10 protein-coding genes are annotated in these 12,715 nt (G+C 73.1%); all 10 read right to left on the minus strand.

The window, feature by feature from the left end; all coding sequences use genetic code 11:
• Nucleotides 1–448: 448 nt before the first annotated feature.
• Nucleotides 449–1,936, minus strand: coding sequence for a GH1 family beta-glucosidase (locus tag HKK73_RS13410; protein WP_253705643.1), 1,488 nt, complete (start codon nucleotides 1,934–1,936; stop codon nucleotides 449–451).
• Between the two features lie 129 nt (nucleotides 1,937–2,065).
• Nucleotides 2,066–4,363 (minus strand): alpha-xylosidase, encoded by a 2,298-nt coding sequence (gene yicI / locus HKK73_RS13415; RefSeq protein WP_171468188.1) that lies wholly within the window; start codon nucleotides 4,361–4,363, stop codon nucleotides 2,066–2,068.
• Between the two features lie 57 nt (nucleotides 4,364–4,420).
• Nucleotides 4,421–5,344 (minus strand): carbohydrate ABC transporter permease, encoded by a 924-nt coding sequence (locus HKK73_RS13420; protein WP_085387561.1) that lies wholly within the window; start codon nucleotides 5,342–5,344, stop codon nucleotides 4,421–4,423.
• A complete protein-coding gene (locus HKK73_RS13425) occupies nucleotides 5,344–6,333 on the minus strand; it encodes a carbohydrate ABC transporter permease (RefSeq protein WP_081895893.1) in 990 nt (329 codons plus the stop codon). The genes HKK73_RS13420 and HKK73_RS13425 overlap by 1 nt, the downstream gene beginning before the upstream one ends.
• A gap of 101 nt (nucleotides 6,334–6,434) precedes the next feature.
• Nucleotides 6,435–7,736: an ABC transporter substrate-binding protein gene (locus tag HKK73_RS13430; RefSeq protein WP_034653513.1), complete on the minus strand. Its 1,302-nt coding sequence runs from the start codon at nucleotides 7,734–7,736 to the stop codon at nucleotides 6,435–6,437.
• A gap of 70 nt (nucleotides 7,737–7,806) precedes the next feature.
• Nucleotides 7,807–8,859 (minus strand): LacI family DNA-binding transcriptional regulator, encoded by a 1,053-nt coding sequence (locus HKK73_RS13435; RefSeq protein ID WP_137281218.1) that lies wholly within the window; start codon nucleotides 8,857–8,859, stop codon nucleotides 7,807–7,809.
• A gap of 245 nt (nucleotides 8,860–9,104) precedes the next feature.
• Nucleotides 9,105–10,385, minus strand: coding sequence for an N-acetylglucosamine-6-phosphate deacetylase (locus tag HKK73_RS13440; RefSeq protein ID WP_171468189.1), 1,281 nt, complete (start codon nucleotides 10,383–10,385; stop codon nucleotides 9,105–9,107).
• A gap of 48 nt (nucleotides 10,386–10,433) precedes the next feature.
• Nucleotides 10,434–10,955 carry a DUF1990 family protein gene (locus HKK73_RS13445; RefSeq protein WP_171468190.1) on the minus strand — a complete coding sequence of 174 codons (522 nt, stop codon included), beginning with the start codon at nucleotides 10,953–10,955 and terminating at the stop codon, nucleotides 10,434–10,436.
• Nucleotides 10,952–11,938, minus strand: coding sequence for a YndJ family transporter (locus HKK73_RS13450; protein ID WP_171468191.1), 987 nt, complete (start codon nucleotides 11,936–11,938; stop codon nucleotides 10,952–10,954). The genes HKK73_RS13445 and HKK73_RS13450 overlap by 4 nt, the downstream gene beginning before the upstream one ends.
• Entirely contained in the window at nucleotides 11,935–12,624 is a 690-nt protein-coding gene (locus tag HKK73_RS13455; RefSeq protein ID WP_171468192.1) for a TetR/AcrR family transcriptional regulator, read from the minus strand. The genes HKK73_RS13450 and HKK73_RS13455 overlap by 4 nt, the downstream gene beginning before the upstream one ends.
• Between the last annotated feature and the right edge of the window lie 91 nt (nucleotides 12,625–12,715).

Here is a 12,715-nt window from a genome sequence, read left to right on the forward strand (position 1 = left end):
CCCGGCGGGTGTGCTAGGCGCCATGGATCCATGGTCCCAGCCCCCTCTGACACTCCCCCGCAGCGCTCGTCCACAGCCCGTCGTCCACCGATCCGACCGGCCCGGAACGGCGTCTTCCCGCGGACGGCGAGACGCCGTCCACAGGGTGGGGACGACGTCGGTCCACACCCTGTGCGGAGCCGTCGAGGCCCGTCCACCGGCCTGTACCCGCGCTCCTGAGGATGCGCCACCGCCCGCGCGAATCAGCCCAATCCGGACACGACGATCGGTGAACTCGTCGGCGTGTCGTGCTTCTTCGGCGTGTCGCACCACGCGCCGCGCCCGTGCGACAAAGGTCACCCCTCGGTGACGGACCGCCTGCCGCCCGCGCGGACCGGAGCCATGCTCAGGGACGAGCGCACGAAGGCCCGCCCGGAACGACCGGGCGGGCCTGTCGGGGCGAGACGGCTCAGGCGGTCTCGTCGACCGTGGGGAGCGCGTTCGACGTCGCGAGCCGGCGGTACCAGTGCGCGGAGTCCTTCCACGTGCGCTCGAGCGTGTCGTAGTCGACGCGGATGATCCCGAAGCGGCGCTCGTACCCGTAGCCCCACTCGAAGTTGTCGAGCAGGGACCACGCGAAGTACCCGCGCACGTCGGCGCCCGCGTCGATCGCGGCGCCCACGGCGTCGACGTGGTCGTGCAGGTAGGCGACGCGGCGGTCGTCGTGCACCCGAGGGGTCCCGTCGGCGACCGTGACCTCGTCGGCGAACGCGGCGCCGTTCTCGGTGACCATCATCGGCTGGTGCGGGTACGTCGTCGCCACGGACACGAGCAGCTCGGTCATGCCGGCGGGCTCGATGTTCCAGCCCATCGCGGTGTACGGGCCGGGCTGCTGGACGAACTCCACGTCGTCGACGCCGATCCACGGGCTGTGGCTCGACGCGCCGTGGCCGTCGTTCTCGGACCGCTCGCCCTCGCCGGAGAAGTGGCGCACGCGCACGGTCGAGTAGTAGTTGACGCCGAGGATCGACAGCGGCTGGCGCACCGTCTCGAGGTCGCCCTCCTGCACGAACGACCAGTCGCTCACGTGCGCGGTGTCGGCGAGCAGGTCGGCGGGGTACTCGCCGTCGAGCATGGGCGCGAGGAACGCGCGGTTGGCGAGCGCGTCGATCTTGCGCACCGCGTCGAGGTCCGCGGCCGACGACGGGTCGTCGGGCCGGATGACGTGCAGGTTGAGCGTGACGGACGTCTTCGCGTCCTCGCCGAGCTCGTCGCGGATCGCCTGGACGGCGAGGCCGTGCGCGAGGTTGAGGTGGTGCACGGCCGCGAGCGCCGCGGCGGGCTCGGTGCGGCCGGGCGCGTGCACGCCGGAGCCGTAGCCGAGGTAGGCGGAGCACCACGGCTCGTTGAGCGTCGTCCAGGTGTCGACCCGGTCGCCGAGCTCGCGCGCCATGTGACGGGCGTACTCGGCGAACGCGTACGCGGTGTCCCGGTTCGCCCAGCCCCCGGCGTCCTCGAGCTCCTGCGGGAGGTCCCAGTGGTAGAGCGTGACGACGGGCTTGACGCCCTTCTCGAGCAGCGCGTCGACGAGGCGCGAGTAGAACGCGACGCCCTCGGGGTTGAGCGGGCCGGTGCCGCCCGGCTGCACGCGCGACCACGAGATGGAGAACCGGTACGCGCCGAGGCCGAGGTCGGCGATGTGCTGCACGTCCTCCTGCCACCGGTGGTAGTGGTCGTCCGCGACGTCGCCCGTGTCGCCGTTGAGCGTGCGGCCCGGGGTGTGGGAGTACGTGTCCCAGATGGACGGCGTGCGGCCGCCCTCGGCGGCGGCGCCCTCGATCTGGTAGGCGGCGGTCGCGGAGCCCCAGAGGAAGTCGGTCGGGAACGTGCGGCGGCCCGACGACGCGGGCGCGGCCTGCGCGTCGACGGCGACGGGGGCGGTGGTGTCGGTGGTCACGAGGGTCCTCGCTGGTCGGTCGTCGGACGACGTGGTCCGCGACGGTGGTCGGGTCGGTGGCCGGCGCGACGACGCCGGGCGGACGCGCCATGGGAGCGCTTCCATGGCGCGTCCGCCCAGGATACGTCCTCAGCCGAGGTCGAGAGTCACGCTCGTCGCGCCGTGCGCCTCGGCCGCCGCCGCGCCGGCCCGCACGGACCAGGCCGCGGGGGCGTCGTCGGACGAGACCGTGAGGGTCGCGCCCGACCGGCGCACGCGGAACGTGGCCCCGGCCGCGCCGTCCGACGGCGGGACGACCACGAGCTCGTCGTACCCGTCGGGCAGCTCGAACGCGTGCAGCGTGACGCCGTCGGCCCAGGCGTAGTCCGGCCGGTCGGTGCGGGCGCCGACCGGCAGGACGGTGCCCGGGCGCACGAGCACCGGGAGCGAGTCGAACCCGTGGGTCTCGGTGACCCAGCGCGGGCCGGTCACGGTCTCGCTCAGGGCGGGGCCGTCGTCGGGCTGGACGAGACGCGTCCACGTGCCCTCCGGCACGTAGTACTCCACGCGGCCGTCCGCGCGGAACACCGGCGCGACGAGGAGCGCGTCGCCCAGCAGGTACTGCGTGTCCGCGGTGTACCCGGCGCGGTCGTGCGGGAGCTCGAGCACGAGCGGCCGCATCATCGGCACGCCGTCGGTGTGCGCCTCCTCGGCCACCCGCCCCAGGTACGGCATGAGCGAGAGCTTGAGGTGCGTGAACTTGCGCGTCACGTCGACGGCCTCGTCGTCGAACGCCCACGGGACCCGGACCGAGCCCGAGCCGTGCAGGCGCGAGTGCGACGACACCAGCCCGAACGCCGTCCAGCGCTTGAACACGCCCGGGTCCGGCGTGCCCTCGAAGCCGCCCATGTCGTGGCTCCAGTAGCCGAAGCCCGACATCGACATCGACAGGCCGCCGCGCAGCGACTCGGCCATCGACGCGTACGTCGAGTCGCAGTCGCCGCCCCAGTGCACGGGGAACTGCTGGCCGCCCGCCGTCGCGGACCGCGCGAACAGGACCGCCTCGCCCTCGCCGCGCTTGCGCTCGAGCAGCCGGAAGACCGCCTCGTTGTAGAGCTGGGCGTAGTAGTTGTGCATCTTGCGCGGGTCGGAGCCGTCGTGCCACGCGATGCCGTCGACGGGGATCCGCTCGCCGAAGTCGGTCTTGAAGCAGTCGACGCCCTGGTCGAGCAGGCCCTCGAGCTTGCCCACGTACCACGCGGTCGCGTCGGGGTTGGTGAAGTCCACCAGCCCCATGCCCGCCTGCCACAGGTCCCACTGCCACACGGACCCGTCCTCGCGCTGCACGAGGAAGCCCTGCTCCGCGGCCTCCGCGAAGAGGGGCGAGCGCTGCGCGACGTACGGGTTGATCCACACGCACACCTTGAGCCCGCGGTCGTGCAGACGCCGGAGCATGCCCTCGGGGTCGGGGAACGTGCGCGGGTCCCACTCGAAGTCGACCCACTGGTACTCGCGCATCCAGAAGCAGTCGAAGTGGAACACCGACAGCGGCAGGTCGCGCTTGGCCATGCCGTCGATGAAGCCGTTCACGGTCTGCTCGTCGTAGCTCGTCGTGAACGACGTCGTGAGCCACAGGCCGAACGACCACGCCGGCACGCGCGCGGGGCGGCCCGTCAGCGCCGTGTACCGGCGCAGCACGTCCTTGGGCGTCGGGCCCTGGATGACCAGGTACTCGAGCGACTGCCCCTCGACGGAGAACTGGACGCGCGTGTTCACCTCGGACGCGACCTCGAACGAGACCTTCTCCGGGTGCTCGACGAACACCCCGTAGCCCTTGGTCGTGAGGTAGAGCGGCACGGACTTGTACGCCTGCTCGCTCGACGTCCCGCCGTCCTCGTTCCAGATGTCCACGACCTGGCCGTTCTTGACGAACGGGCCGAACCGCTCCCCCAGGCCGTAGACGAGCTCGCCCGGCTCGAGCGCGAGCTGCTCGTGGGTCCACGCGCCGCCGTCGTCCGACGTGACGTGCCCGACCGACTTCGGCAGCGAGGAGGTCAGCACCTCGCCGTCCGCCTCGAAGTCCACGCGCCAGCGGTCGCCCCGGTGCACGCGCACCGCGAGGTCCTTGGACCGCAGGACGGCGACGTCGTCGTGCACCTCGACCTCGGGCCGGAACCCGGGCTCGCCGGTCACCTGGAACGCCGGGCCCCGGCGCACCGCGCCCTGGTGGTGCTCGACGCGCACCCGGATCACGCCGGGTGCGGGCGAGGAGTACGTCGTCGTGAGCATCGGGCGGTTGAGCGTGTCGCCCCGGCCGCGGATCTTCGCCGTCGGCGCGTACACGGTGAGCGTGCCGGCCGCCTCGTCCGCGCGGACGTCGTCGACCTCGACCGCGTACAGCGGGTGCATGCCGGGTCGGACCTGCCAGTACCCGTCGGTGAACTTCATGGGTGGTGCTTCCTTCGTCGGTGCGTATCGGTGTCTCGGGGCGTCAGGCCGGGGGCCTCACTTGACGGCGCCGGCCGTCACGCCGCGGGTGAGGGTGCGCTGGAAGATGAGGAAGAAGATCAGCGCGGGGATCAGCGAGACGAGCGCGCCCGCGTTGGTCGTCGGGGCGTCCATCATCCGGTCGCCCTGGAGCGACGCGAGCGCGATGGGGATCGTCTGGGTGTCGTTGGTCGTCAGCATGACCAGCGGGATGAAGAACTCGTTCCACGTCCAGATGAAGAAGAAGATCATGAGGACGCCGAGCGTCGGCCGCACGATCGGGTACACGACCTGCCACAGGATGCGCCAGCGGCCGGCGCCGTCGAGCTGCGCCGCCTCGAGGAGCGCGGGCGGGAACGTCCCGAGCACGGACGAGAGCAGGTACGTGCCGAACGCCGCCTGGATGACCGTGAAGATGATGATGATCGACCACTGCGAGTTCGACAGGCCGACCTTCTGCGCCATGTCGAACAGCGGGTAGATGAGCGCCTCCTGCGGCAGCATGTTCGCCACGAGGAACAGCGTGACGATCCACAGCCGGCCCTTGATGCGGCCGACGCCGATCGCGTACGCGCTGAGGAGCGACAGGAGCGTGCCGAACACGGCGACGAGCGCCGAGATGAAGACGGAGTTCCAGAGCTTCTGCGGGAAGTTCGTGCGCGTCCAGAAGTTCTGCACGCCGTCGAGGTAGAGCTCGCTCGGGAGGCTCAGCGGCCCGTCCTGGGAGTACTCGGCCGGGGACTTGAACGCGTTGAGCACCATGATGACGAACGGCGACAGCATGAGGAGCGCGACGAGCACCGCCGCGGCGAGCACGAACCAGCGGCCGATCCCGCGGCGGTAGCGCTCGTCCTGCCGCGTGGCGCGCAGGGCGCGGCGGGGGCGGGACGCGCGGGCGCCCGGCGCCACGGCGTCCGCGGGGGTGGTGGTGACGGTGGACATCAGCGGCCCTCCTGCTCACGACGCTCGGCGCGGCTCTGCAGCGCGAGGATCACGACGGCGACGACGATGATGACAAGGGTGAGCACGGTCGCCACCGCGGCGCCGTAGCCGACCTTCGACTTGTCGAAGAAGTTCAGGTACGAGTAGTAGCTCGGGACGAGCGTGGAGCTCTCGGGGCCGCCGCGCGTGAGCACGTAGATGGGCCCGAAGACCTTGAGCGCCGCGACGGTGCAGGTGAGCGTGACGACGAACGTCTCGGGACGGATCTGCGGGATCGTGATGGCCCCGAAGCGCCGCCACCAGCCGGCGCCGTCGAGCTCGGCGGCCTCGTAGAGCTCGGGGTCCACGCGCTGGAGCGCGGACATGAAGATGACGACCGGGTAGCCGATCTGCACCCAGATGAGCACGAGCATGACGCTCGGCAGCGCGGTCGAGGTGTCGCCCAGCCAGTTCGGCGGGTTCTCGACCCCGATCCCCCGCAGCATGACGTTGAGCGCGCCGGTCTGGGCGTTGAGGATCCAGTTCCACAGCACGCCGGCCACGGCGACCGGGAGGATCTGGGGCAGGTAGTACGTCGCGCGCAGGAACGCCGCGACACGGGGCCCGAACCGGCGGCCGAGGTAGTCGAACAGCACGGCGGCGAGCACGAGGCCGACGAGGGTCGGCACGACGACCATCGCGAGGATCATCGCGATGGAGTTCTGGAACGAGGTCCAGAACGCCGAGTCGTGCATCAGGTCGGCGTAGTTCCCCAGCCCGTACCAGCGCATCGGCGCCATGCCGCCGCGCCACTTGAACAGGCTGTAGTAGACGTTCATCGCGAACGGGTAGCCGATCACGACGACGAACGCCACCGCGCCGGGCAGGAGGTAGGGCAGGTACGGGAGCCAGGCGGGCCGGCGACGACGGCGGCGTGCCGTGCTCGCGCGCGACGCCTCGGGCGCGGGTCCGGGCCCGGCCTCGGGCACGGTGTCGGTGCGGGTGGTCATGACGGTCTCTTTCGCGGGAGGTCCTCGGGTGGTGCTCGGGTGGTGCCCGGGCGGCCGGCCGACGCAGGTGCCGGCCGGCCGCCCGGGACGGGCGGTTCCGCTCAGCTGTCGAGCAGGTCCGCCTTGCCGTCCACGTAGGCGGACTCGAGGCCGTCGAGCACCTCGGTCGGCGACTTCGACTGGTTGATGAGCGACTGGAGCTCGCTGACGATCACGTCGTAGTAGCCGGGCACGGGCCAGTCGGGGTAGAACGCGAGGCCGTCGTCGTCGAGGATCGCCTGGAAGTTCTCGGTGAGCTGCTGCGTGCGCTCGTCCGTGATGACGGACGCGTCACCGGCGACGGGCAGGCCGCCCTTCTCCGCGAGGATGTTCTGCACCTCGGGGCGCAGCGTGACGTCGATGAACTCCTCGGCGAGGTCGGGCGAGTCCGCGTTCGCGGGGACGACCCACAGGTTGCCGGACGAGCCGACCTGGAGCGTGTTGCCGGGGAAGTTGAACTGGCCCCAGTCGGCGTCCATCTCCTCGACGATGCGGCCGAACCACCACGAGCCGGAGACCATCATCGGGTAGGTGCCGTTGATGAACGAGACGCCCATGTCCTCGGCGGTGAGCGCCGCGGAGTCGGACGCGACGTAGCCGTCCTTGATCCAGGAGTCGAGCTTCTCGGTCGCCTGCGTCATCTCGGGACCGTGGAAGTCGGGGTCGCCGTCGAAGAGCTGGTACTGGTCGATGAAGTCCCGGTCCGAGTTCGCGAGCACGAGCTCGTACCAGAGCTGGCCCATCGGGTACTCGGCACCGGCCTCGGCGAGCGGCGTCACGCCCTGGGCCTTGAAGGCCTGCATGACGGCCTCGAGCTCCTCGAGCGTCGTCGGCACCTCGAGCCCGTACTGGGCGAACATGTCCTTGTTGTAGTAGACCTGCACGAACTCGCCGTAGTTCGGGACGCCGTACCACTCGCCCGAGCCCATGAGGCCCTGGTCGTCGTAGGTCGCGGTCGTCTGGAGCGAGCCGCTGAGCTTCTCGTCCCAGCCGCGCTCGGTCGCCGCGTCGGTGAGCGGGGTCAGCAGGCCCTGCGCGGCGAGCTGGCCGGCGGTCGCGTTGCCCTTGTTGTACTCCATGACGTCCGGCACGTCGTCGCCGGTGAGGACGATCTTGGCGTTCTTCTGGATCTGCTCGAACGTCTGCTTCTCGACGACGACGTCGACGTCCGGGTTCTCCTCCTCGAAGATCTCGATCGCCTTGGCCCAGGCCTGGCCCATGGCCGAGTCCTCGTTCTCGTAGTGCCAGATCGTCAGGGTCTGGTCGTCGGACCCGCCGCTGCCGCCGGAGCTCCCGCACGCCCCGAGGGCGAGTGGGAGCGCTGCCACGGCAGCGACGAGCGAGATCTTCCGGGATCGCAGCATGTGCGTGTCCTCCTCATCGAGTTCCGGCGGGGGCCGGAGGGCGGCCGGGCGTCGCCCGGCCGGTCGGTGTTCAGCGAGCCGCGGGCTCGGGGTCGTCGTCCGGTGCCCGGCCGGCCGCGGGGGCGACGCTGCTGCCGGGCTCGAGGACGCACGGGATGAGCACGTTCGGTGTGCTCGGACGGGAGCCGTCCACGAGGGACAGCAGCTTGTGCACGCCCAGGCGGCCGAGCTCGGCCCCGGGGGCGTGCATGGTGGTGAGCGGCGGGTTGCTCATCTCCCCGACGCCGGGCGACGTGACGATCGACAGGATCGACATGTCGCCGGGGATCGCGACGCCGCGCTGCTGGAGCTCGGCTACGACGCCGAACGTCGCGATCTCGTTCATGGTGACGAACGCCGTGAGGCGGGGCTCACGCGCAAGCAGCGTCGCGACGGCGTCGCGGCCGGCGCTCGGCGACTCGTCGACGCGCAGCGCGACCGGCTCGAGCCCGCGACGGCGCATCGCCGCCTCGAAGCCCTCCTCGGCACGGAACGTCGGCGCGTAGCCGTCGTCCGCCGTCGCCTGCGAGTGGTTGACGAGCGCCACGTGGCGGTGCCCGAGGTCGACGAGGTGCTGGACCGCGTCGTCCGTCGTGCGCTCGAAGTCGATGTCGACCGACGGCCGGTCGGAGACGTCCCGCGTCCGGCCGATCATCGTGTACGGGACGCCGGCCTCGTGCAGCACGTCGACCCGCGCGTCGTCGAGCGCGACCTCCATGAGCAGGACGCCGTCCGCCATCCCCTGGCGCACGAGGTCGCGGACCTCCGGCGCCTGGGTCGTGCGGAAGGGCCACAGGACCAGGTGGTAGCCGTTCTCGCGCGCGGTCTCCGCCGCCGACGAGACGAACTCCGCGACCGTGCCGCCGAGGCCCTTCTCCATCGCGGGGTAGATGAGGGCGAGCACGTGGCTGCGGCGGGACGCGAGGCCGCGGGCCATCGCGTTGGGCTGGTAGCCGAGCTCGGCCATGGCGTCCTCGATGCGCCGACGCGTGGCGTCGGAGACCGGACGCGTGCCGGACAGCGCGTACGAGACCGTGCTCAGCGAGACCTGCGCGCGTCGCGCCACGTCCTGCATCGTCGCCATCCTCACCACTCCCCTGTGGTCCGGTCCCGCACCTCGGCCGTCGAAGCGCTTCGTCGAAACGCGTCGTCGAAGCGCTTCGATGTTACGAGTATTGGTTGAACAAATGGGTGGAGTCAAGTCCGTCGTGCGAGAGCACGCTCTCTCGTTTCCGCGGGCGCGCCGACCTGCGAGGACGTCCGGACACGCACGAGCCGCCGGGCGGCAGCACCGCCCGGCGGCTCGATCGGTCCCCGGTGGGTCCGGGGTCAGGCGGAGAGGTCGACGCCCTCCCCGCCGCGCAGCACCTCGCGCACGCGCAGGTCGCCGTCCGTCACGACGACGTCGGCACGCAGCCCCGCGACCAGCCCGCCGCGGTCGTCGAGGCCGAGCACCCCGGCCGGGGTCCACGACGCCGCGCGGACCGCGTCGACGAGCGGCACCCCCGCCTCGACCGTCTCGCGCACGACGTCGAGCAGGTGGTACGTGCCACCGGCGATGGCCCCGCCGTCGGTGAGACGCGCGACGCCGTGCGCGACCGTGACGCGCATCGGGCCGAGCTCGTACGCGCCGTCGGCCATGCCCGCCGCGGCCATCGCGTCCGTGACGAGCGCGACGGCATCCGGCCCGGCGACCGCGCCGTCCGCCCCCACGTGCGGGCCGACGAGCTCGACGACGCTGCGGATCGTGCCGTGCGCGAGGTGGGTGCCGTCGGCGACGAGCTCGACGACCATCTCGCCGCGCGCGGCCGCCGCGAGGCACGCGGCCACGGGCCCCGGCTCGCGGTGGTGCAGCGGGCGCATCCCGTTGAACAGGTGCGTCGCGGTCAGCCGCGCGGCCGGCCGACCCGCGGCGGCGAACGCCGCGACGCCCGCGGCGATCGCCGCCTCGGTCTGCTCGGTGGTCGCGTCCGTGTGCCCGATCGAGGGCACGGCGCCGACCTCGACGAGCGTCTCGATCACTCCCCCGGGCCCGACGACGCCCGGCACCTCGGGCGCGACCGTCATGGTGCGCAGGTGCCCGCGTGCCGCGGCGGCGATCGCCCGGACGAGCTCCGGGTCGCCGTCGAGCATGTCGTGCGGGTTCTGCGCGCCGCACCGCACCTCCGAGAGGAACGGGCCCTCGAGGTGGATGCCGACGATCTCGCCCGCCTCCGCGAGGTCGGCGAGCGTCGCCGCGCGGGCGAGCAGGACGTCGCGCGGCGCGGTCACGAGCGACGCGACGAGGCTCGTGGTGCCGTGCCGCAGGTGCTCGCGCGCCCCGCCGAGCGCCTCGGCCGCGCTCGTCGCGTCGGGGAAGCTCGACCCGCCGCCGCCGTGGTCGTGCACGTCCACGAGGCCCGGGAGCAGGGTCGCCCCGTCCCCGGCGGGCACGTCGGGGAACCCGGCGGCCGCCGCCTCCGCGCGCGGGCCGACCCACGCGACCCGCCCGTCGCGGACGGCCACGACGCCGTCGTCGAGCACCCCGTCCGGGGTGACGACGCGACCCGCGAGGACGCGCGCGGTGCCGGGCTGCTGGTCGGGACGAGGGCTGCGGACGGCGTCGGTCATGGGGCCATTCTGGCGCACTTCGTACACCCGGCGTGCAAACCTCTCGGGTCAGCCGTCCGACGCCTCGAGGAGCCGTCGCGCGCCCCGCCCGAGGTGCAGGGCGAACAGCCGCTGGAACGTCGGCACGGCGAACGAGAACGGCCGCACCCACCACAGCACGGGGCGGCTGAAGACGTCGATGCGCCACCACAGGTCGCCGGCATCGTCGCGCTCGACGGCGAACCGCTCCTCCCCGACGAACGCGTGGCCCGGGAGCGTCCCGTAGGCGAAACCCACGCGTCGCTCGGTGCGCTCGACCCACACGACCTCGCACGGCTCGTACAGCCGCAGGCGCCCGACGCCGAGCAAGGTCGTGACCCGCACCCCCGGGGCTGCCTCCGCGGCGTCCGTCTCGAGCCGCACGCGTGCCGCGGCGTGCACCTGCCACGTGAGGAGCTGCTCGCCCAGCCGGGCGAGGTCCTCGGGCGGGCGGGCGCGGTCGGTGAGGCGGCGCCGCACGTGCAGGTGCCGGTACCCCGCGGGCCAGCGGTCCGTGCGCGTCGCCCCGACCTCGGGGTAGGTGAACGTCATGCCGTGCTCCTCTCGGCCCCCGGGCGGGGGCTCGTCGGGTCCGGGTCCCCTGCCGGGGACGGGGTCGTGCCGTCGCGGGCGAGCAGCCGGACGCCGAGCAGCGCGCAGACCACGAAGCCGAGCGCGTTCCCGACCCCGTGCGTCGCGGCCATGACGTCGAGGCTCGGGTGCGCGAACCCGAAGGCCTCGCCCCCCGCCCACCACAGCGCGAGCACCATCGACGCGCTCACGACGACGGCCGCCGTGCCGAGCAGCGCCCGGGCCGCGGCCGGCCGTCCGCCGGGGCGCGCGAGCGACCGCACGACGGCGGCCGCCGTCGCCCACAGCGCGAGCGTGAGGACGACCGCCCCGACGAGCTCGCCGACGTCGCCCACGAAGTACCCGACGAGGACAAGCGCCGTCCCGGCCGGGACGCCCCAGGCGCCCGCGGTCGCGAGCCGGTCGCCCGGGGTGAGCCGCGCGACCGCGCCGGCGACGAGCGCCGCCCCGAAGCCCGCGTAGAGCATGTGCGGCACCGTGAGGGCGAGGTACGTGCCCGAGAACCCGAGCAGACCCCACTCCGCGCGCTCGGCGACGAGCGCGCTCGCCCCGACCGCGGGCAGCACGAGCGCGGTCACGGTCGCGGTCCGGCTCGCGAGGTCGACGCGCGGCGGCACGTCGCCCAGGTCGGCACCAGGCCCGACGGCGTGCGCGCGCCCCGGGCGGGCGGGAGGCGTCACGTCGCGCAGCGTGCGCACGGCGAGGCGGACGCCGGCCCCGAGCAGGACGGCGGACGCGAGCACGAAGGGCAGCGTCAGCACGACGGCCAGCCTGCTGTGCGGCAGCAGGAGGCTCACGACGGCGGCGGCGCCGGCGAGCGGCCACGCGGCGCTGCGCGGCGCCGGGACGACCTGCGGCCCGAGGAGCCGGAGGCCGAGCGGGAGCACGACCACCGCGCCGAGCGCCACGAGCAGCCCGACGACCGCCTCCCCCGTCGGGCTCACGACGACACCCCCCGGGTCGGGGCCGGCGCCGAGACGTCCTGGACGAGGCGCAGGGCGTCGTCGACCACCCCGCGGGCGACCGGGAGGCGTGCCAGCCGGACGAGGCTGCCGACGAGCGTCGCGCCGCCGTCGACGAGGCGGCGCGTGCGCGCGAACCCCGGCGAGGAGTCGTAGACCCAGAAGAGCGTGATGCCGAGCTGCGCCAGCCAGAGCAGCTCCGGCAGGCGCGCCCGGAGGTGCGCCGGGACGCGCGACGACGTCCCCGCCACGACCTCCTCGAAGAGGTTGCGCGAGAGGTCGCGCGCGTCGGTCGACGCGGCCGAGAACGGGCTCGCGTCGGAACCCGGACGGATCGCGACCGAGACGAACTCCGCGCCGAACGCGTGGAAGGGGGCGAACGCGTCGATCGCCGCGCCCCACACGCCGCGCAGCCGGTCGGCGAGCGACCCGCCCGCCGCGAGGACCGGGGCGGCGAGCGCGGCGTGCTCGCGCTGCACGTCGAGGTAGAGCTCCTGGACGAGCGCGTCCTTGGACGGGAAGTGGTAGTACGCGTTCCCCGTGCTCACGCCCGCCTCCGCCGCGACGGCGCGCATTGTCGTGCGCTCGTAGCCGACGTCGCGCAGCATCCGGATCGCGACGTCGCGCAGGTGCGCGCGGGTCCGCTCGGACTTCGGCGTCGCGCTCATGCGTCGGGGCTCTTTTTGAACATGTTCAAAAACTACCACGGCACGGTCGCGTCCCGTGCGGCGCGGGAGCGGCGCGCGGTGCGGTGACGGC

Source organism: Cellulosimicrobium sp. 72-3 (assembly GCF_013127315.1).
GTDB lineage: Bacteria > Actinomycetota > Actinomycetes > Actinomycetales > Cellulomonadaceae > Cellulosimicrobium > Cellulosimicrobium funkei.